This window comes from Pseudomonas marginalis (assembly GCF_008692035.1).
In the GTDB taxonomy this organism is placed as follows: Bacteria; Pseudomonadota; Gammaproteobacteria; order Pseudomonadales; family Pseudomonadaceae; genus Aquipseudomonas; species Aquipseudomonas marginalis.
The window spans coordinates 1,151,688-1,172,907 of sequence record NZ_VTFG01000002.1 but is presented as its reverse complement, the minus strand read 5'-3'; the positions used below and the strand labels follow the sequence as shown (position 1 = coordinate 1,172,907).

At 62.3% G+C, this 21,220-nt stretch carries 19 protein-coding genes; 12 read left to right on the top strand and 7 right to left on the bottom strand.

Annotated elements, in window-relative coordinates:
* Positions 1-14: 14 nt before the first annotated feature.
* Positions 15-1,505: a leucyl aminopeptidase gene (locus FX984_RS25575; protein ID WP_027604667.1), complete on the bottom strand. Its 1,491-nt coding sequence runs from the start codon at positions 1,503-1,505 to the stop codon at positions 15-17.
* Between the two features lie 274 nt (positions 1,506-1,779).
* Between FX984_RS25575 and lptF the strand changes: the two genes are divergently transcribed.
* The 10 genes from lptF to tadA all read left to right on the top strand — a co-directional run bounded on the left by lptF (position 1,780) and on the right by tadA (position 12,123).
* Positions 1,780-2,898 (top strand): LPS export ABC transporter permease LptF, encoded by a 1,119-nt coding sequence (gene lptF / locus FX984_RS25570; protein WP_027604666.1) that lies wholly within the window; start codon positions 1,780-1,782, stop codon positions 2,896-2,898.
* Positions 2,891-3,970 (top strand): LPS export ABC transporter permease LptG, encoded by a 1,080-nt coding sequence (gene lptG / locus FX984_RS25565; RefSeq protein WP_027604665.1) that lies wholly within the window; start codon positions 2,891-2,893, stop codon positions 3,968-3,970. Before lptF ends, lptG begins: the two co-directional genes overlap by 8 nt.
* A gap of 151 nt (positions 3,971-4,121) precedes the next feature.
* Positions 4,122-5,921: a translation elongation factor 4 gene (lepA, locus tag FX984_RS25560; protein WP_027604664.1), complete on the top strand. Its 1,800-nt coding sequence runs from the start codon at positions 4,122-4,124 to the stop codon at positions 5,919-5,921.
* Positions 5,922-5,926: 5 nt separating this feature from the next.
* Positions 5,927-6,781, top strand: coding sequence for a signal peptidase I (lepB, locus tag FX984_RS25555; RefSeq protein WP_027604663.1), 855 nt, complete (start codon positions 5,927-5,929; stop codon positions 6,779-6,781).
* Positions 6,782-6,928: 147 nt separating this feature from the next.
* The gene (gene rnc / locus FX984_RS25550; protein WP_027604662.1) at positions 6,929-7,618 is read left to right on the top strand and encodes a ribonuclease III; all 690 of its coding nucleotides are present in this window, start codon (positions 6,929-6,931) and stop codon (positions 7,616-7,618) included.
* Positions 7,611-8,513 (top strand): GTPase Era, encoded by a 903-nt coding sequence (gene era / locus FX984_RS25545; protein ID WP_027604661.1) that lies wholly within the window; start codon positions 7,611-7,613, stop codon positions 8,511-8,513. Before rnc ends, era begins: the two co-directional genes overlap by 8 nt.
* Before the next feature lie 142 nt (positions 8,514-8,655).
* On the top strand, positions 8,656-9,345 hold the full coding sequence (gene recO, locus FX984_RS25540) for a DNA repair protein RecO (protein ID WP_092356244.1): 690 nt from the start codon (positions 8,656-8,658) through the stop codon (positions 9,343-9,345).
* 51 nt (positions 9,346-9,396) lie between these two features.
* Positions 9,397-10,140 (top strand): pyridoxine 5'-phosphate synthase, encoded by a 744-nt coding sequence (gene pdxJ, locus FX984_RS25535; protein ID WP_027604659.1) that lies wholly within the window; start codon positions 9,397-9,399, stop codon positions 10,138-10,140.
* 103 nt (positions 10,141-10,243) lie between these two features.
* Entirely contained in the window at positions 10,244-11,626 is a 1,383-nt protein-coding gene (locus FX984_RS25530; protein ID WP_027604658.1) for a multicopper oxidase family protein, read from the top strand.
* A complete protein-coding gene (gene tadA / locus FX984_RS25525) occupies positions 11,626-12,123 on the top strand; it encodes a tRNA adenosine(34) deaminase TadA (protein WP_027604657.1) in 498 nt (165 codons plus the stop codon). The genes FX984_RS25530 and tadA overlap by 1 nt, the downstream gene beginning before the upstream one ends.
* A gap of 33 nt (positions 12,124-12,156) precedes the next feature.
* On the opposite strand, the gene cmoB is transcribed toward tadA, so the two are convergent.
* From cmoB to FX984_RS25495, 6 genes are all read right to left on the bottom strand, one after another.
* The gene (cmoB, locus tag FX984_RS25520) at positions 12,157-13,113 is read right to left on the bottom strand and encodes a tRNA 5-methoxyuridine(34)/uridine 5-oxyacetic acid(34) synthase CmoB (protein ID WP_146475982.1); all 957 of its coding nucleotides are present in this window, start codon (positions 13,111-13,113) and stop codon (positions 12,157-12,159) included.
* Positions 13,110-13,853, bottom strand: a complete 744-nt coding sequence (cmoA, locus tag FX984_RS25515) for a carboxy-S-adenosyl-L-methionine synthase CmoA (protein ID WP_027604655.1) — start codon at positions 13,851-13,853, stop codon at positions 13,110-13,112. Before cmoA ends, cmoB begins: the two co-directional genes overlap by 4 nt.
* Before the next feature lie 35 nt (positions 13,854-13,888).
* A complete protein-coding gene (locus FX984_RS25510; RefSeq protein WP_146475980.1) occupies positions 13,889-14,545 on the bottom strand; it encodes a lysoplasmalogenase in 657 nt (218 codons plus the stop codon).
* A gap of 1 nt (position 14,546) precedes the next feature.
* Positions 14,547-14,936 carry a protease inhibitor I42 family protein gene (locus tag FX984_RS25505; RefSeq protein ID WP_027604653.1) on the bottom strand — a complete coding sequence of 130 codons (390 nt, stop codon included), beginning with the start codon at positions 14,934-14,936 and terminating at the stop codon, positions 14,547-14,549.
* 189 nt (positions 14,937-15,125) lie between these two features.
* Positions 15,126-17,546, bottom strand: coding sequence for an endopeptidase La (lon, locus tag FX984_RS25500; protein WP_027604652.1), 2,421 nt, complete (start codon positions 17,544-17,546; stop codon positions 15,126-15,128).
* A gap of 119 nt (positions 17,547-17,665) precedes the next feature.
* Entirely contained in the window at positions 17,666-18,655 is a 990-nt protein-coding gene (locus tag FX984_RS25495; protein ID WP_027604651.1) for a GntR family transcriptional regulator, read from the bottom strand.
* Positions 18,656-18,992: 337 nt separating this feature from the next.
* Between FX984_RS25495 and FX984_RS25490 the strand changes: the two genes are divergently transcribed.
* Together FX984_RS25490 and FX984_RS25485 are read left to right on the top strand one after the other, a co-directional pair.
* Positions 18,993-20,324 (top strand): amidase, encoded by a 1,332-nt coding sequence (locus tag FX984_RS25490; RefSeq protein WP_146475978.1) that lies wholly within the window; start codon positions 18,993-18,995, stop codon positions 20,322-20,324.
* Positions 20,325-20,335: 11 nt separating this feature from the next.
* Positions 20,336-21,214 carry a polysaccharide deacetylase family protein gene (locus FX984_RS25485; protein WP_010212857.1) on the top strand — a complete coding sequence of 293 codons (879 nt, stop codon included), beginning with the start codon at positions 20,336-20,338 and terminating at the stop codon, positions 21,212-21,214.
* The last annotated feature ends 6 nt before the right edge of the window (positions 21,215-21,220 follow it).

Sequence of the window (21,220 nt, the reverse complement as noted above, 5' to 3'; positions counted from 1 at the left end):
CGGCATCTTCAGTGTCAGGCTTTGGCGCGGTCCAGCAGGTATTGGGTCAGCAATGGCACCGGACGGCCGGTGGCGCCCTTGTCCTTCCCGCCGCTGGTCCAGGCCGTGCCGGCGATGTCCAGGTGCGCCCAGTTGAAGTTCTTGGCGAAGCGCGACAGGAAGCACGCAGCCGTGATGGTGCCGGCTTTCGGGCCGCCGATGTTGGCGATGTCGGCGAACGGGCTGTCCAGCTGCTCCTGGTACTCATCGAACAGCGGCAGTTGCCAGGCGCGGTCGTCGGCGGCCTTGCCGGCGCTGAGCAGTTGTTCGATCAGCTCATCGTTATTGCCCAGCAGGCCCGAGGTGTGGGAGCCCAGTGCCACGATGCAGGCGCCGGTCAGGGTGGCGATGTCGATCACGGCCTGTGGCTTGAAGCGCTCGGCGTAGGTCAGGGCATCGCACAGCACCAGGCGGCCTTCGGCGTCGGTGTTGAGGATTTCCACGGTCTGGCCGCTGAGGGTGGTGACGATGTCGCCCGGACGGGCCGCGCCGCCGCTGGGCATGTTCTCGGCGCAGGCCAGGATGCACACCAGGTTGATCGGCAGCTTCAGTTCCAGCACGGCGCGCAGGGTGCCGAATACGCTGGCGGCGCCGCCCATGTCGTACTTCATCTCGTCCATGCCCAGGCCCGGCTTGAGGCTGATGCCGCCGGTGTCGAAGGTGATGCCTTTGCCGACCAGGGCGTAAGGCTTCTCGGACTTCTTGCCGCCGTTGTATTGCATCACGATCAGGCGTGGCGGCTGGTCGCTGCCCTGGCCCACGGCATAGAACGAGCCCATGCCCAGTTCCTTGATCTTCTTCTCGTCCAGGACTTCGACTTTCAGGCCCTTGAACTCTTTACCCAACGCCTTGGCCTGTTCGCCCAGGTAGGTCGGGTGGCAGATGTTCGGCGGCAGGTTGCCCAGGTCGCGGGTGAACGACATGCCATTGGCGATGGCCTGGGCGTGGGTCACGGCGCGCTCGACTTCAGCCTGGGCGGCCTTGATGGTCAGCAGGGTGATTTTCTTCAGGGCGCGGGGTTCGGCTTTCTGGCTCTTGAACTGATCGAAAATGTAGCCGCCGTCCACCAGGGTTTCGGCCAGCAGGCGGGTCTTGCCGTAGCTGTCACGGCCCTTGACCACGATTTCATCGAGTGCCAGTGCGGCATCGCTGCCGCCCAGGCCCTTCAGGGTGTTGAGGATGCCGCTGATGATCTTGCGGAACGGACGGTCGCCCAGTTCAGCGTCCTTGCCCACGCCCACCAGCAATACGCGGTCGGCTTTCAGGTTGGGCAGGCTTTGCAGCAGCAGGCTCTGGCCGACTTTGCCGGCCAGGTCGCCGCGCTTGAGGACCGCGCTGATCGCGCCGCCGCTGAGTTCGTCGAGCTGCCTGGCGGCTACGCCGAGCTTGCGGCCTTCGCCGATGGCGACCACGAGGGTGGCGGTTTTCAACGTTTCGGGGCTAACGCTTTTTACAACCAATTCCATTTTCGGGTCCCTTATATAAGGTCTGAGAGCCTGGCGTCTGTACGCAGGCTTTAAAGCGTGGCGGCTGTGTAAACCACCAGCGACAAAGGCCGCAGTTTGAACCTCGCCGACGGAGCCTGACAACCCTTTGTGCCTGCGCATGAGGTTGCGCAGTGACAGGCGCGGTCAATCACAGGATAATGCGCCATCTTTTTAGCCGGCCCGGTGCAAACGGGCTGACTCGGTATGCTTGCTTGTTTGGCCGCCTTAGCCTGACAACCCTGGAGTGTCTGGTTTGATCGTCTTCCGTTATCTGTCCCGCGAAGTCCTGTTGACCCTGAGTGCCGTGAGTGCGGTCCTGCTGGTCATCATCATGAGTGGTCGTTTCGTCAAATACCTGGCCCAGGCTGCCTCCGGCGCCCTGGACCCAGGCTCGCTGTTCCTGATCATGGGCTTTCGCCTGCCGGGATTCTTGCAACTGATCCTGCCGCTGGGCCTGTTCCTCGGCATCCTGCTGGCCTACGGCCGCTTGTACCTTGAAAGTGAAATGACCGTGCTCTCGGCCACCGGCATGAGCCAGCAGCGCCTGCTGGGCATGACCATGATTCCGGCGGCCGGTGTTGCGCTGATCGTGGCCTGGCTGAGCCTGAGCCTGGCTCCCCAGGGCGCCATGCAGTTCCAGCTGGTGCTGAACAAACAGGATGCGATGACCGAGTTCGATACCCTCGAGCCGGGCCGTTTCCAGGCACTCAATGACGGCTCGCGGGTGACCTACACGGAAACCCTGACCGACGACCGCGCCAACCTGGGCGGTGTGTTCATCTCCGAGAAACGGTTTGGCCAGGACAAGAAAGACCGGGGCATTTCCGTGCTGGTGGCCGATTCGGGCCGCCAGGAAGTGCGTCCTGACGGCAGCCGCTACCTGATCCTGGAAAATGGCTATCGCTACGATGGCAGTCCAGGCATGGCCGACTATCGCGCGATCAAGTACGACACCTATGGCGTGATGCTGGCCCGCCCGGATATCAGCGACGAAGTCACCGACCGCGACGCCATCCCCACGGCGGACCTGCTCGGCAGCAAGGAACTGCGTTCCATCGCCGAGCTGCAATGGCGGATTTCCCTGCCGCTGCTGGTGTTTATCGTGACCCTGATGGCCGTGCCGCTGTCGCGCGTCAACCCGCGCCAGGGCCGTTTCCTCAAGCTGTTGCCGGCGATCCTGCTGTACATGGCTTACCTCACCATCCTGATTTCCGCCCGTGGCTCCCTGGAGAAAGGCAAGCTGTCGCCGGTCCTGGGCCTGTGGTGGGTGCACGGCATGTTCCTGGTGATCGGCCTGGGGCTGCTGTATTGGGAGCCTATTCGTTTGAAAATGATGAGCCGTCGTGGCCAGAAGGAGTTGGCTCGTGGCTAAGCTCGATCGCTACATTGGTAGCAGCGTCCTGATCGCCATCCTGGCGGTACTGGGCATTATCCTGGGCCTGGCCTCGTTGTTCGCCTTCATCGATGAAGTCGGCAACGTCAGCGACACCTATACCGTATGGGACGTGCTCGGCTACGTGGCACTGACCGCGCCGCGTCGTCTCTACGACATGATGCCGATGGCCGCGCTGATCGGTTGCCTGATCGGCCTGGGCAGCCTGGCCAGCAACAGCGAACTGACCATCATGCGCGCCGCCGGGGTGTCCGTGGGGCGTATCGTCTGGGCGGTCATGAAGCCAATGTTGCTGCTGATGCTGTGCAGCGTGCTGATCGGTGAGTACGTCGCGCCGCCGGCCGAAACCACCGCCCAGGCCAATCGCGCCCTGGCCCAGGGCTCGGGCGATGCACAAAGCGCCAAGCATGGCCTGTGGCACCGCCAGGGTGATGAGTTCATCCACATCAACGCCGTGCAACCGGGCGGGCTGTTGATCGGTGTGACGCGCTACACGTTCGACAAGGAACGTCACATGCTGTCGTCCAGTTTCGCCAAACGCGCGCAGTACGGCGACGAAAAGTGGCAACTGACCGACGTCACCACGACTTACTTCCGCAATGTCGGCCAAGGCACCAAGGCCAGCACCGAAGTGATCAATGTTCCGAGTGAAGAGTGGGATATCGCCCTCAAGCCGGAACTGCTCAATACGGTGGTGATGATCCCCGAAAGCCTGCCGATCTCCGGGTTGTGGGGCTATATCCACTACCTGAAGGATCAAGGCTTGAATAACGGTCGTTACTGGCTGGCATTTTGGGTCAAGGTGTTGCAGCCGGTGGTGACCGCCGCACTGGTGTTGATGGCGATCTCGTTCATCTTCGGTCCGTTGCGCTCCGTGACCCTCGGTCAGCGGGTATTCACGGGCGTGCTGGTCGGTTTCACCTTCCGCATCGCCCAGGACCTGCTCGGCCCGTCGAGCCTGGTGTTCGGGTTCTCGCCACTGTTTGCAGTGCTGGTGCCGACGGCCATCTGCGCCCTGGCCGGGTTCTGGCTGCTGCGCCGGGCCGGCTGATACCGCGCCGTTGGATAAAAAATGCCCCGCTCGGATGAGCGGGGCATTTTTGTTCTGGTCAGCAAAGATGACGCCCGGCCTGAGCATCAGGTACAATTCCCGGCTATTTTTCAGCGGGCAATCTGCCTGCAGCCTTTTTGAGTGTTGATCCGTGAGTGATTTGAGTCATATCCGCAATTTCTCCATCATCGCCCACATTGACCATGGTAAGTCGACGCTGGCCGATCGATTCATCCAGATGTGCGGCGGCCTTGCCGAGCGTGAAATGGAAGCCCAGGTGCTGGACTCCATGGACCTCGAACGCGAGCGCGGGATCACCATCAAGGCCCACAGCGTTACCCTGTACTACACCGCCAAAGACGGTATCAAGTACCAGTTGAACTTCATTGACACCCCCGGCCACGTGGACTTCACCTATGAAGTCAGCCGCTCCCTGGCGGCCTGCGAAGGTGCGTTGCTGGTGGTGGACGCGGGCCAGGGCGTTGAAGCCCAGTCCGTGGCCAACTGCTACACCGCCATCGAGCAAGGCCTGGAAGTCATGCCGGTGCTGAACAAGATCGACCTGCCGCAGGCCGATCCGGACCGCGTAAAAGAAGAAATCGAAAAAATCATCGGCATTGACGCCACCGACGCCGTCGAGTGCAGCGCCAAGACCGGCCTGGGCGTCGACGAAGTGCTCGAGCGCCTGGTCAAGACCATTCCAGCCCCCACCGGCAACTACGAAGATCCGCTGCAGGCGTTGATCATCGACTCCTGGTTCGACAACTACCTGGGGGTTGTCTCCCTGGTACGCGTGCGCCACGGCCGTGTGAAGAAGGGCGACAAGATCCTGGTCAAGTCCACCGGCAAGATCCACCTGGTGGACAGCGTCGGTGTATTCAACCCCAAGCACACCGCGACCACTGATCTGAAAGCCGGTGAAGTAGGCTTCATCATCGCCGGTATCAAGGACATCCACGGTGCGCCGGTGGGTGACACCCTGACCTTGAGCTCCACCCCTGACGTCGACGTGCTGCCGGGCTTCAAACGCATCCAGCCGCAGGTCTACGCCGGCCTGTTCCCGGTCAGCTCCGACGACTTCGAAGACTTCCGCGAAGCCCTGCAAAAGCTGACCCTCAACGACTCGTCGTTGCAGTACACCCCGGAAAGCTCCGACGCCCTGGGCTTCGGCTTCCGCTGCGGCTTCCTCGGCATGCTGCACATGGAAATCATCCAGGAGCGCCTTGAGCGCGAATACGACCTGGACCTGATCACCACGGCGCCGACGGTTATTTTCGAGCTGCTGCTCAAAAACGGTGAAACGATTTACGTCGACAACCCGTCCAAGCTTCCAGACCTGTCTTCCATCGAAGACATGCGCGAACCGATCGTGCGGGCCAATATCCTTGTGCCGCAGGAACACCTGGGCAACGTCATTACCCTGTGTATCGAAAAGCGTGGCGTGCAGCACGACATGCTGTTCCTCGGTACCCAGGTGCAAGTGACCTACGATTTGCCGATGAACGAAGTGGTCCTGGACTTCTTTGACCGTCTCAAATCCACCAGTCGCGGCTATGCTTCGCTGGATTACCATTTCGACCGTTACCAATCGGCTAATCTGGTGAAACTGGATGTGCTGATCAACGGCGACAAGGTCGATGCCCTGGCACTGATCGTGCACAAGGACAATGCGCACTACAAAGGTCGCCAGTTGACCGAGAAGATGAAAGAACTGATTCCGCGCCAGATGTTCGACGTCGCGATCCAGGCCGCCATTGGCGGGCAGATCATTGCGCGAACCTCCGTCAAGGCACTCAGAAAGAACGTACTGGCCAAATGCTACGGCGGTGACGTAAGCCGTAAGCGCAAGCTGCTTGAGAAGCAAAAGGCCGGTAAAAAACGCATGAAGCAAGTGGGCAACGTGGAAATTCCACAAGAAGCCTTCCTTGCGGTGCTCAGGTTGGATAGTTAGGTCCTATGTCGCTAAATTTCCCGCTGTTGCTGGTCATCGCCGTTGCCGTTTGCGGTCTCCTGGCGTTGCTCGATCTGGTGTTCTTCGCCCCGCGTCGGCGGGCGGCTATCGCGTCCTATCAGGGCAGCGTCAGCCAGCCCGATGGCATGGTGATCGAGAAGCTGAACAAAGAGCCTTTGCTGGTTGAATACGGCAAGTCGTTCTTCCCGGTGTTGTTCATCGTGCTGGTGCTGCGCTCGTTCCTGGTGGAACCGTTTCAGATCCCGTCGGGGTCGATGAAACCTACCCTGGACGTGGGCGATTTCATCCTGGTGAACAAGTTCTCCTACGGGATTCGCCTGCCGGTGATCGACAAGAAGGTCATCGAAGTCGGTGATCCGCAGCGCGGCGATGTGATGGTGTTCCGCTACCCGAGCGACCCGAACGTCAACTACATCAAGCGTGTGGTAGGCCTGCCGGGCGACGTGATTCGCTACACCAGCGACAAGCGCCTGTTCATCAACGGCGAGTCGGTGGCCGAGAAGCTGATCGGTTCCGAACCGAACAGCCTGGGCAGTGCCGAGCTGTACCAGGAAAAACTCGGTGCGGTAGAGCATGAAATCCGCAAGGAAATGAGCCGCTACCGTGCCATGCCTGACGGCGAGTGGAAAGTGCCGGCCGGGCACTACTTCATGATGGGCGACAACCGCGACAACTCCAATGACAGCCGTTACTGGGATGACCCCAGCATTCCCAAGGACCTGCTGGGCATGGTTCCCGACCAGAATATCGTCGGCAAGGCCTTTGCGGTCTGGATGAGCTGGCCGGAACCCAAGCTCAGCCACCTGCCGAACTTCTCGCGGGTCGGGCTGATCAAGTAATACAAGCGGCGCTGTGCACACAGCGCCGAATGCTTTTCTGGGGCTTGGACATTTTCCGTCCCCGTGCAATACCAACCAGGATTTGAATTTGAACACTGCGTCAATCGTCGATGGCCGCCGGTGCCACCACACAGATATGGGTAAACCGTGACCGTTTCTCTAAGTCGTCTCGAGCGCCAGCTCGGCTACACCTTCAAGGATCAGGAATTGATGGTCCTTGCCCTCACACACCGCAGCTTTGCAGGGCGTAATAACGAACGCCTGGAATTCCTCGGTGATGCCATCCTCAATTTCGTCGCCGGTGAAGCACTGTTCGAGCGCTTCCCCCAAGCCCGTGAAGGTCAGCTGTCGCGTTTACGCGCACGCCTGGTAAAGGGCGAGACCCTGGCCGTACTGGCCCGTGGTTTTGGCCTGGGTGAGTACCTGCGCCTGGGTTCCGGCGAGTTGAAGAGCGGCGGGTTCCGCCGTGAGTCGATCCTGGCCGATGCGCTTGAGGCGTTGATCGGCGCGATCTACCTCGATGCCGGCATGGAAGCGGCCAAGGAGCGCGTCACCGCGTGGCTGACCTCCGAGATCGAAAGCCTCACGCTGGTCGACACCAACAAGGATCCAAAGACCCGCTTGCAGGAGTTCCTGCAATCGCGCGGTTGCGACCTGCCACGCTACGAAGTGGTGGATATCCAGGGTGAACCCCATTGCCGCGTGTTCTTCGTGGAATGTGAAATCACCTTACTGAATGAAAAAAGCCGAGGTCAGGGTGTGAGCCGTCGTATTGCCGAACAGGTAGCGGCCGCTGCAGCACTGATTGCCCTGGGCGTGGAGAATGGCCATGACTGATTCAACCGCAACACGCTGTGGCTATGTTGCCATCGTCGGCCGCCCGAACGTGGGCAAGTCCACGCTGCTGAACCATATCCTCGGCCAGAAGCTTGCAATCACCTCGCGCAAGCCGCAGACCACCCGCCACAACATGCTGGGCATCAAGACCGAAGGCAGCGTGCAAGCGGTCTACGTCGACACCCCGGGCATGCACAAGGGCGGCGAGAAAGCCCTTAACCGCTACATGAACAAGACGGCCTCGGCGGCGTTGAAAGACGTGGACGTGGTGATCTTCGTGGTCGACCGCACCAAGTGGACCGACGAAGACCAGATGGTCCTCGAGCGCGTGCAGTACGTCACTGGCCCTTTGATCGTCGCGTTGAACAAGACCGACCGCATCGAAGACAAAGCCGAGCTGATGCCGCACCTGAGCTGGCTGCAGGAGCAACTGCCGAACGCCCAGATCATGCCGATCTCGGCCCAGCACGGGCACAACCTCGAAGCCCTGGAGCGCGTGATCGCCGGTTACCTGCCGGAGAACGAGCACTTCTTCCCGGAAGACCAGATCACCGACCGCAGCAGCCGTTTCCTCGCCGCCGAACTGGTGCGTGAGAAAATCATGCGCCAGATGGGCGCCGAGCTGCCGTACCAGATCACCGTCGAAATCGAAGAGTTCAAGCAGCAGGGCAAGACCCTGCATATCCATGCGCTGATCCTCGTCGAACGTGACGGTCAGAAGAAAATCATCATCGGCGACAAGGGCGAGCGCATCAAGCGCATCGGCACCGAAGCGCGCAAGGACATGGAATTGCTGTTCGATTCCAAGATCATGCTTAACCTGTGGGTGAAGGTTAAAGGCGGCTGGTCCGATGATGAGCGCGCACTGCGCTCCCTCGGCTACGGCGACCTGTAAGGACACCACAGGGCAAAAAATGTGGGAGGGGGCTTGCCCCCGATAGCGGTGGGTCAGTTAATAAGTAAGTGACTGAGCCACCGCCATCGGGGGCAAGCCCCCTCCCACATTAGGTTTGTGTTGTTTTCAAGATAGAGAACCCATGTCCCAATCCCCACCCACCAGCCAACTCGCCTACGTGCTGCACAGCCGCGCCTACCGCGAGACCAGCGCGCTGGTGGATTTCCTCACGCCCCAAGGCCGCCTGCGCGCGGTGTTGCGTAGCGCGCGGGGCAAGGCGGGGACATTGGCGCGACCTTTCGTGGCGTTGGACGTGGAGTTTCGCGGCAAGGGCGAGCTGAAAAACGTCGGCCGCCTGGAAAGCGTCGGCACGTCCGCCTGGCTCAATGGCGATGCACTGTTCAGCGGCCTCTACCTCAATGAACTGCTGATCCGCCTGTTGCCCGCCGAAGACCCGCACCCGGCGGTCTTCGATCACTACGCCGCCACCTTGCTGGCCCTGGCCGAGGGCCGCCCCCTGGAGCCGCTGTTGCGCGCCTTCGAATGGCGCCTGCTCGACGACCTGGGCTACGGCTTCGAACTGCACAACGACCTGCACGGCGACCCCATCGCCGCCGACGGCATGTACCGCCTGCAGGTGGATGCGGGCCTGGAGCGTGTGTACCTGCTGCAACCGGGACTGTTCCAGGGCACCGAGCTGCTGGCCATGAGTGAAGCCGACTGGACTGCACCGGGCGCCTTGTCCGCCGCCAAGCGCTTGATGCGCCAGGCCCTGGCCGTGCACCTGGGTGGACGGCCGCTGGTCAGTCGCGAGTTGTTTCGAAAGCCCTGACATCCCCGTGTATGCTGTGCAGCGTTTCTTCCCCTTTTCAGGAGCGCTTCCGTGACCACCAGCAATCGCATTCTTCTTGGCGTCAACATCGACCACGTCGCTACCCTGCGCCAGGCCCGGGGCACCCGTTACCCTGACCCGGTCAAGGCCGCGCTGGACGCCGAAGAAGCGGGTGCCGACGGCATCACCGTGCACCTGCGCGAAGACCGCCGCCACATCCAGGAGCGCGATGTGCTGCTGCTCAAGGACGTGCTGCAAACCCGCATGAACTTCGAGATGGGCGTCACCGAAGAAATGATGGCCTTCGCCGAGCGCATCCGTCCGGCGCACATCTGCCTGGTACCCGAAACCCGCCAGGAACTGACCACCGAAGGCGGCCTCGACGTGGCCGGCCAGGAAGCGCGGATCAAGGCCGCCGTGGAGCGCCTGTCGAAGATCGGCAGCGAAGTCTCGCTGTTCATCGACGCCGACGAACGCCAGATCGAAGCGTCCCGCCGTGTCGGCGCGCCGGCCATCGAACTGCACACCGGCCGTTACGCCGACGCCACCACACCGACCGAAGTGGCGGATGAACTGCAGCGCATCATTGACGGTGTGAACTGCGGCCTTAATGAAGGCCTGATCGTCAATGCCGGCCACGGCCTGCACTACCACAACGTCGAAGCGGTGGCTGCGATCAAGGGCATCAACGAGCTGAACATCGGCCACGCGCTGGTGGCCCACGCGCTGTTCGTCGGTTTCAAAGGCGCGGTGGCCGAGATGAAAGCCCTGATCCTGGCGGCCGCCAAGCGCTGATCGCAGATCCGCGGCAATGCGAAGCCTTACTGTTTAGCCAATGCAGGTGTATCGTATCTGCCCTTTGCAGGCCCTGTGCCTGCGGCAGATACGTGAGGTTGTTGTGTCCCGATCCTTTTCCCGTCGACAAATCCTGGGTGGTCTTGCAGGCCTGGCCGTAGTGGGCGTCGGCGCCGGTGGCGCCTACCGCTACTGGCTGGGGAAAGTCGCCGAAGCCGAAGCGGGGCATGATTACGAACTGATCGCCGCGCCGCTCGACGTAGAACTGGTGCCGGGGCACAAGACCCAGGCCTGGGCCTTCGGCCCTTCGGCACCGGGCACCGAGTTGCGCGTGCGCCAGGGTGAGTGGCTGCGGGTGCGCTTTATCAACCACCTGCCGGTCGCTACCACGATCCACTGGCACGGCATTCGCCTGCCGCTGGAAATGGACGGCGTGCCCTACGTCTCGCAATTGCCGGTGCTGCCCGGCGAATACTTCGACTACACATTCCGCGTGCCCGACGCCGGCAGCTACTGGTATCACCCCCATGTGAACAGCAGCGAAGAACTCGGCCGCGGCCTGGTCGGCCCGCTGATCATCGAAGAACGCGAACCCACCGGGTTCAAGCACGAGCGCACCCTGAGCCTGAAGAGCTGGCATGTGGACGAAGAGGGCGCCTTTGTCGCCTTCAGCATTCCCCGTGAGGCCGCGCGAGGGGGCACGGCCGGGCGGTTGTCGACCATCAATGGCGTCTCCCAGGCGGTGATCGACCTGCCTGCCGGGCAGATCACCCGTGTGCGCCTGCTCAACCTCGACAACACCCTGACCTATCGCATCAACATCCCCGACGTCGAAGCGCAGATCTACGCCCTGGACGGCAACCCCGTCGAACCGCGCCCGCTGGGCAAGGAATACTGGCTGGGTCCGGGCATGCGTATCTGCCTCGCGATCAAGGCGCCGCCGGCGGGTGAAGAACTGTCGATCCGCAACGGCCCGGTGCGCCTGGGCACTTTCCGCTCAGTCGCCAACACCGATGCACCGACCGAATGGCCACCGGCATTGCCCGCCAACCCGATTGCCGAGCCGGACCTGGCCAATGCGGAGAAACTCAACTTCAATTTCGAGTGGGTCGGTTCAGTGTCGGTGAATGTCGATAATGGCAAGCCGCCGAGCCTCTGGCAGATCAACGGCCAGGCCTGGGACATCACCGACAAGACCTGCGCCGACCGCCCGATTGCCAAGCTGGAAAAAGGCAAGAGCTACATTTTCGAATTGAAGAACATGACCCAGTACCAGCACCCGATCCACTTGCACGGCATGAGCTTCAAGGTGATCGCCTCGAACCGCCACAAGGTGATCCCGTATTTCACCGACACTTACCTGCTGGGCAAGAACGAACGCGCCCGCGTGGCCTTGGTGGCGGATAACCCCGGGGTGTGGATGTTCCACTGCCACGTGATCGACCATATGGAAACCGGCCTGATGGCCGCCATCGAGGTGGCGTGATGCGCCAGTTCCGCCCCACGGCGATCATCGACCGCAGCCGCGACCAGGATTTCATGCGCGAAGCCCTGGCCCTTGCCGCCCAAGGCGCGGCGCTGGGCGAAGTGCCGGTGGGCGCGGTGCTGGTGCAGGACGGTGACATCATCGGTCGCGGCTTCAACTGCCCGATCAGTGGCAATGACCCCAGTGCCCACGCCGAAATGGTCGCCATCCGCGCCGCCGCGCAGGCTGTCAGCAACTACCGCCTGCCGGGCAGTACGCTGTACGTGACCCTGGAACCGTGCAGCATGTGCGCCGGGCTGATCGTGCATTCACGCATCGCGCGGGTGGTGTATGGCGCGTTGGAGCCGAAGGCGGGGATTGTGCAAAGCCAGGGGCAGTTCTTTACCCAGGGCTTTCTGAACCATCGGGTGTTGTTTGAAGGCGGTGTGCTGGCCGAGGAGTGCGGCACGGTGTTGAGCGAATTCTTCAAGGCCCGCCGAGCCAAGCCCCCGCTCTAAAGAACGCTTCATTTTTTCAGGGAGCTTGGGGGCTTACTTTTTAGCGATGATGACCGCCCGCATCGGCGCCGGCAGCCCTTCAATCGTCTTGCTGTGATCCTGCGGATCGAGGAAGTCGCTGAGGGATTGATACTTCATCCACTCCGTTCCGCGCTGTTCCTCCACCGTGGTCACGCTCACATCCACGCACCTCACATCACTGAACCCGGCACGCCGCAGCCACAGCATCAGTGCCGGCACCGACGGCAGGAACCACACGTTGCGCATCTGCGCATAACGGTCTTCCGGCACCAGCACCTGTTGCTGGTCGCCTTCCACCACCAGGGTTTCCAGGACCAGTTCGCCGCCCCTGACCAGGGTGTCCTTCAGCGCCAGCAGATGCTCGATCGGCGAGCGGCGGTGATAGAACACCCCCATGGAAAACACCGTGTCGAAGCCTTCCAGGTTCGCCGGCAGGTCTTCAAACGGGAACGGCAGGTGCCAGGCCTTGGGTTCGGACAGGTAACGCTGTACGGCCTGGAACTGGCAGAAGAACAGCCAGTTCGGGTCGACGCCAATCACGCTGTCGGCCCCGGCGCCGAGCATGCGCCACATGTAGTAACCGTTGCCGCAACCGACATCGAGAATACGCTTGCCCTTCAGGTCCAGGTGCGGGGCCACACGCGACCATTTCCAGTCCGAGCGCCATTCGGTGTCCACATGCACGCCGAACAGGTGGAACGGGCCCTTGCGCCACGGGCTCAAGCCCATCAGCGCGGTGTGCATCTGCGCGCGGGTGGCGTCGTCGCAATCGGTGTCCAGCACCAGGCCATTGAGCAAGTCGACTTTGCTGGGCTGGATCCTTGGCAGCGCGTCCAGGGCACTCTGCCAACGCTCCAGGTCGCCATGACCCTTTTCCATCTTGCTATCGAGCTGCGCTTGCAGGCCTTGGGCCCATACGGCCAGCGGGGTGCCGACCAGATGGCGGGCGAGGGGGGACAGATCAATCATGGCAAGGCAATCAACGAGGCAAAGTTAAGACACTGGAACCACGGCACGACTTTCGAGAACCCGGCCGCCAGCAGGCGTTCGCGGTGTTCTTCGAGGCTGTCGGGCTTCATGACGTTTTCGATGGCGCTGCGCTTCTGGGCGATTTCCAGTTCGCTGTAGCCGTTGGCGCGTTTGAACGCGATATGCAGGTCGGTGAGCAGCGCATGCTCTTCCAGGTCATTGAAGCGCAGCTTTTCCGAAAGGATCAGTGCGCCGCCGGGCAATAACGACTGGCGGATACGCCCGAGCAACGCCAGGCGCTCATCCGGGGCGATGAATTGCAGGGTGAAGTTCAACGCCACCACCGAGGCCGGCTGGAACTGCAGCGCGAGGATGTCGCCCTCGATCACCTCCACCGGCAGCAGCTCCTGGAACATCGAGTCCTGGCCATTGAGGTATTCGCGGCAGCGCTCGACCATGGCCGCCGAGTTATCCACCGCGATCACGCGGCAACCGTCGGTGCGCACATGACGGCGCAAGGCCTGGGTCACCGCACCCAGGGACGAGCCCAGGTCGTAGAGCACGCTGTGCGGTTGGGCAAACTGCGCCGCAAGCACGCCGAGGTTTTCGACAATCGTCGGGTAACCGGGCACCGAACGCTTGATCATGTCCGGGAACACCCGCACCACGTCCTCGTTAAAGGCGAAGTCCGGCACCTGGGGCAGGGGCTGGGCGAATAGGCGATCGGGTTCTTTGCTCACGGTTGTTCCGGCGACGAGGGGGAAAGGCCGGCATTTTAGCCAAGTTGGCCCTCGTGTGCGCGGGTTGTCTGATGGAAAGCCGAGGCGGTGATGCCCCACTGTCCGAGCCAGTAGGTGACGATCAACAAATACGGCGCGGCGTCGAACGACAGCACAAACCGATTGATACCGATCAGCGTGTCGGAAAACACAAACGACACCGCGCCCGCCGCCGCCAGCAGCGCCGAGCGTTTCGGCACATCGCTGCCCACGCGTGCCAGCGCGCGCCAGAGCATGGCGCTGATCACCAGTGCGTAAACCACCACCGGTATCAGCAATTCACCAAGGCCGTGGGAAATCAGGATGCCCAGCAGGATCGCGCCCACGCCCAGCGCCAACGCCAACGGCAGCAGCGCCAGACGGCGGCAGTCGCTGCAATAGGCTTTGAGGTAGGCCAGGTGGGCAAACAGAAAGGCGCCAAGGCCGAAGATAAACAGGTCGCCCGGCCAGGCCAGCAATACATCGCCGACCAGGGAGAAAATCAGCCCGAGGCTGATCCAGCGTCGATACTCGGTCGGCGGCGCATCATGCAGCCAGCCCAGCAGCGCCAGGACCGGCAGCGGCTTGACCAGCAGGCACAGCAACGTGGCATGGGTGCTCAGGCCATAGATAAAGGTGCCGGCGCCCATCAACGCAAGAATCAGCCATGGCATATCAGTTCACCGTAATGGCGCAGTCGAAGGTCTCGGCGGGCTCGGCTTCCGGTTCCCAGGGTTGCTGGGAGGTCAGGCGCAACCGCCCCTGGCCGGCCGCGAATGCCTGGAAGCGCCAGGTGGACTGGCCGCCGCCGCCGATCACACCGGATTCCGAGCTGCTATACACCTCGGGGCCCAGGGCCCGCAATACGCCGCCGGCGGAATCCTGGATGGCCCAGCGGTAGCCGGTGGTGGGGTTGCTCGGCAGGGCGAGGATCAGGTTTTGCCCGGTCTTGAGCTGCAGCGGGCAGGCGCTCTGGTTGTCCACGGTGACGTTTTGCTTCGGCGCACTGGCACAGGCGGCGAGCAGGCAAAGGCTCAGGGGGAGAAGCAGGCGGGCAGCGGTCATGGGGGCTCCGTTGTTTGGCGACGAAGACCGAGCATAACCGAAGATAAGACAGGGTGTTACAAGCAGGATACAGGTTGCGGCCACTCACGCCATCGGGGGCAAGCCCCCTCCCACATATTGATGTGTGAACACATTCAAGTGTGGGAGGGGGGGGGCCCCGATGAGGCCAGTTCAGGCGCTAGCGTTCTATCAGAACAACACCTTCGCCACATCCGCAAAGCGCTTGGCAAAGTGCACCGTCATGCCTTCCTTCAGGTACTCCGGCAACTCTTCAAAACTGCCACGGTTCGGCTCCGGCAGAATCAGCTCGTGGATCTTCTGGCGCCGCGCCGCAATCACCTTCTCGCGCACGCCGCCAATTGGCAGCACATGCCCGGTCAACGTCAGTTCGCCGGTCATGGCCACGCCTTTTTTCGGCGCCTGGTTGCGCGCCAGGGACAGCAGCGCGCTGGCCATGGTCACCCCGGCGCTCGGGCCGTCCTTCGGCGTGGCGCCTTCCGGTACGTGCAAGTGCACGAAGGCTTCGTCGAAGAACTTCGGGTCGCCGCCAAACGACTTCAGGTTGGAGCTGATGTAGCTGTAGGCGATTTCGGCGGACTCTTTCATCACCTCACCCAACTGCCCGGTGAGCTTGAAGCCGCGATTGAGGGTGTGGATACGGGTCGCCTCGATCGGCAGGGTCGCGCCACCCATGCTGGTCCAGGCCAGGCCGGTGATCACGCCGGTACCCGACAGTACCTGCTCGTTGCGGAATACCGGCATGCCGAGGGAGCTTTCCAGGTCCTTGTTGCCGATCTTGATCACCGAGTTCGGCTCATCCAGCAGCTTGACCACCGCCTTGCGCACCAGTTTGCCCAGCTGTTTCTCCAGCTGGCGCACCCCGGCTTCACGGGCGTACCCGTCGATCAGTGCACGCAGGGCGCCGTCACTGATGCTCAGGCTGTTTTTCGACACGCCGGCTTTTTCCAGCTGCTTTGGCCACAGGTGGCGTTTGGCGATGGCGACTTTTTCTTCGGTGATATAGCCCGACAGGCGAATCACTTCCATGCGGTCCAGCAGCGGGCCGGGGATCGAGTCCAGAGTGTTGGCGGTGCACACGAACAGCACCTTGGACAGGTCCAGGCGCAGGTCCAGGTAGTGGTCGAGGAATTCGACGTTCTGCTCCGGGTCGAGGGTTTCCAGGAGTGCCGAAGCCGGGTCGCCCTGGAAGCTCTGGCCCATCTTGTCGATCTCGTCGAGCATGATCACCGGGTTCATCACTTCCACATCCTTGAGCGCCTGCACCAGCTTGCCCGGCAGGGCGCCGATGTAGGTGCGGCGATGGCCCTTGATCTCGGCCTCGTCGCGCATGCCGCCGACGCTGAAGCGATAGAACGGCCGCCCGAGGGACTCGGCGATGGACTTGCCCACGCTGGTCTTGCCCACGCCCGGCGGGCCCACCAGCAGCACGATGGAGCCGGCGACCTCGCCTTTATAGGCGCCCACCGCGAGGAACTCGAGGATGCGGCTCTTGATGTCATCCAGGCCGGCATGGTGCTTGTCCAGCACCTTGCGTGCGTGCTTGAGGTCGAGTTTGTCCTCGCCATACACGCCCCATGGCACCGAGGTGGCCCAGTCCAGGTAATTGCGCGTGACGGCGTATTCCGGCGAGCCGGTTTCGAGGATCGACAGTTTGTTCAGTTCTTCATCGATACGTTTTTTCGCCTGGGCCGGCAGCACCTTGCCTTCCAGGCGTTGCTCGAACTGCTCGACGTCGGCGCTACGGTCGTCCTTGGTCAAGCCCAGTTCCTGCTGGATGACCTTGAGCTGTTCCTTGAGGAAGAACTCGCGCTGGTGCTCGCCGATCTTGCGGTTCACCTCGGCGGAGAGTTCTTTTTGCAGGCGCGCGACTTCCACCTCCTTGCGCAGCATCGGCAGGACTTTTTCCATGCGCTTGAGCATCGGCACGCAGTCCAGCACTTCCTGCAGCTCGTTCCCGGTGGCCGAGGTCAGCGCGGCGGCGAAGTCGGTGAGGGGCGACGGGTCGTTGGGGCTGAAGCGGTTGAGGTAGTTCTTCAGCTCTTCGCTGTACAGCGGGTTGAGCGGCAGCAGTTCCTTGATCGCATTGATCAGCGCCATGCCGTAGGCCTTGACCTCGTCGGTCGGCTCGCTCGGCTGGTGCGGGTATTCCACTTCGACCAGGTACGGTGGGCGGTGGTGCTTGAGCCAGGTCTTGATGCGCACGCGGGTCAGGCCCTGGGCGACGAATTGCAGCTTGCCGTTCTCGCGGCTGGCGTGGTGCACCTTCACCAGGGTGCCGTACAGCGGCAGGCTCGAGGTGTCGAAATGGCGCGGGTCTTCGGGCGGCGTGTCCATGAAGAACAAGGCCAGGGAGTGATGGTCGGATTTGCTCACCAGCTCCAGGGTCTCGGCCCACGGCTCTTCGTTGACGATCACCGGCAGCACTTGCGCCGGGAAGAACGGCCGATTGTGGATCGGGATGATGTAGACCTTGTCCGGCAGGTTTTGCCCAGGCAGGGCCAGGCCGGTATTGGACGAAGGGGTTTCAGCGTTTTCGGGGTCGGCGTAATCGTTGAGGTCGTAATCAGGGAATTCTTGCTGGTCGCTCATGGGGCACCTGCATAAGGAAGTATGCAGCTTAGATGGGGCGGGGCAGCAGTGGTTTCAATGGTGGGGGTGAGATAGCAACATATTGCAGGAAATTACTGCGGCGACCCTCCCGCATGGGATCAGCTGATTTTGTGAAGGTAGGCGGGGAGTGGCTGCTCTGGCAGCACCGACAGGACTTTCAAGCGCTGCAACATCCGCTGCCGCGCCCGTTGCAAGTGCTCGCGCAGGTTCAACGCCGCCGCATCGAATGCGCCATGCAGCAGCAGCTCCAGAATCAAGCGATGTTCGGCAAGCATCGCCGGATCGGCACCGATCCCCAGCAATCGGTAAAAAATCCGGCTGATGATCATCGGGCTCTGGCCCTGGCGAATCAGCGCGGCAATCTTGCGGTTCTGCAGGCCGGCCAGGCAGCGCTGGTGCAAATCCTCTTCGATCTGCTCGATGGCTTCCAGGCTGCACTGGGGGCTGTCCTGGGCATCCAGCACGCGCTGCAGCATGGCTTCCAGCATGTCGCGGTCGAGGTTCGGGGCACTCTGGCGCAGGGCTTCGGGTTCCAGGCAGGCGCGCAGTTCGTAATCTTCGGTGACTTCCCGCGCGGTAAGGGGCCCCGCCAGCCATTGGGAATAGGGCTCTTTTTCCACCAGGCCACGGTCGCGCAGGCGCATCAGCGCTTCACGCACCACCGCGCGGCTGACGCCGTAGTGGTCGGCGGCGGCCTGCTCATCCAGGCGGTAATGGCCGAAGGCGATACAGGTGGACAGCGCCGCGCCGATTTCCTCGACGATGCGCTCGCCCAACGGCCGGGTGTCCACCAGTTCGGCCTCGCCATTGAGGCCCAGGTGCGCATGGCTCAGGGGCAGGCGCAGCGGCTCCATGGCCAGGCCTTCTGGGTTGATCAGGTAACCCCGGCCGTTGAAGCGGCAGATCAAGCCCTCAGCGTGCAGCAGGTCCAGCGCCTTGCGCACCGGCACGCGGCTGGTGCCGAACAGCTCGGCCAGGGGCGCTTCGAGCAATACCAGGCCATGGCGCGCGGTGCCATTGACGATCGCGTCGCGCAACACCTGGTGAATCATCGCGTAACGGGAGGCCGAGGCGGACACTGCTTTCATCGATTTCTCAAAGGCATGTAGGACGATGGCCGGGGATTCTCTCATAAGTTGCGCCTGTCACTCTGCGCCACGTCGGTGGCACTTTTTTGGGGCCTTGAACGTAGGAATGTTACTTTTCTGCACCAAAATGTACTTATTAATAAAAGATACATTATTTCATTGAAGGCGCTTCGCAAGCGTGGCGCACGATTTTTTTCCATCGATCAACACCATCTATCCCGTAGCTATGGGTAAGAATGCGTAATCGCGCCAAGAGCGCTACGCAGAGACTGGCACGAAAGCTGCCTTTGTAAAATGTACATTTTATTAATATGTACGTTTTATGAGGTTTCCCCTGATGTCAGACGCCACTTCACTGGCCGAGGATTTCGCCAGCGGTCGCAGCGACCCGGTGCAAGCCCTTGAGCAGGCACTCGATCAAGCGAGCCGCTCGACCAGCGTATTTATTGCCCTGACCGCCGAACGCGCCCGCCGTGAAGCCGAAGCGTCCGCCGCCCGGTGGCGTGCCGGCCAGCCCTTGAGCCTGTTCGATGGCGTGCCCCTGGCCTGGAAAGACCTGTTCGATGTGGCCGGCAGCATCACCACCGCTGGTGCCGCCTACCGCCGCACTGCGCCCGCCGCGTTGCTGGACGCCCCCAGCGTGGGCCTGTTGTGCCGTGCCGGGATGGTCAGTGTCGGCAAGACCAACCTCAGCGAACTCGCCTATTCCGGTTTGGGCCTGAACCCGCATTTCGGCACGCCGCACAATCCCCATGGCACCGACCAGGCGCGTATTCCCGGCGGCTCGTCGTCCGGTTCGGCGGTGGCGGTCGCGGCCGGTATCGTGCCGATCGCCATGGGCACCGACACCGCAGGCTCCATCCGCATTCCGGCAGCGCTCAACGGCCTGGTGGGGTACCGCAGCAGCAGCCGACGCTACAGCCGCGACGGTGTGTTTCCCCTGGCCCGTTCCCTCGACAGCCTTGGCCCGTTGACCCGCAGCGTGCGCGATGCCTTGGCCATCGACGACCTGCTCCATGGCCGTGCCCGGCAGCACACTGCCCGCCGCCTGAAAGGGCAGCGTTTTGTGTTGGAACAGGGGGTGCTGGCCGACGTGGAGCCTGCGGTGCGCAACAACCTGCTGCGTGCCGTTGAGCGACTGAAGGCCGAAGGTGCGCTGATTGAAGAGCGTGACAGCACCCCGTTCCAGGCCACCCTGGAGCTGATCAAGCACCAAGGCTGGCTCGGCGCGTTCGAAGCCTTCGCCCTGCACCAGGCCCTGCTCGACAGTGCTGACGCCGAGCACCTCGACCCCCGCGTGCGCCGCCGCCTTGAAGCCGCGCGCACATTGCCGGCCAGCCAGTTGATCCACCTGACCGACGCACGCCGCCGCCTGCAACAGCAACTGCTCGATGACCTCGACGGCGCGATCCTGATCACCCCCACCGTCGCCCATGTCGCCCCGGCATTGGCACCGCTTGAAGCCGACGACGAACTGTTCGTGAAAACCAACCTCGCCACCCTGCGCCTGACCATGCCCGGCAGTTTTCTCGACATGCCGGGCATCAGCTTACCCAGCGGCCGCGATGCCCAGGGCCTGCCCACCGGGCTGCTGCTCAGCGCCCCGAGCGGAGAAGATGCGCGGCTGTTGCGCGCGGCCTTGTCCGTCGAATCCGTCCTCAACCTTTAAGGAGAAACACCATGGCTAAAGACATCCTCTGTGCATTTGGCGTCGACGTCGACGCCGTCGCCGGCTGGCTCGGTTCCTACGGCGGCGAAGACTCGCCCGACGACATCTCCCGCGGCCTGTTCGCCGGTGAAGTCGGCGCGCCGCGCCTGCTCAAACTGTTCGAACGCTACGGCCTGCGCACCACCTGGTTTATCCCCGGCCACTCGATGGAAACCTTCCCCGAGCAGATGAAGGCCGTGGCCGACGCCGGCCACGAAATCGGCGTGCATGGCTACAGCCACGAAAACCCGATTGCGATGACCGCCGAGCAGGAAGAAATCGTCCTCGATAAATCCATCGAGTTGATCACCCAAGTCACCGGCAAACGCCCCACCGGCTACGTCGCGCCGTGGTGGGAATTCAGCAAGGTCACCAACGAGCTGTTGCTGAAAAAAGGCATCAAGTACGACCACAGCCTGATGCACAACGACTTCCACCCCTACTACGTACGCAAGGGCGACAGCTGGACCAAGATCGACTACAGCCAGCACCCCGACACCTGGATGAAACCCCTGGTGCGCGGCGAAGAAACCGATCTGGTGGAGATCCCGGCCAACTGGTACCTCGACGACCTGCCGCCGATGATGTTCATCAAGAAAGCCCCCAACAGCCACGGCTTCGTCAACCCGCGCCACCTCGAGGAGATGTGGCGCGACCAGTTCGACTGGGTCTACCGCGAGCACGAACACGCGGTGTTCACCATGACAATCCACCCCGACGTGTCCGGCCGCCCGCAAGTGCTGCTGATGCTCGAGCGCTTGATCGAACACATCCAGAGCCATGCCGGCGTGCGTTTTGTCACCTTCGACGAAATCGCCGACGACTTTATCCGCCGCCAACCGCGTACCTGATCCCAA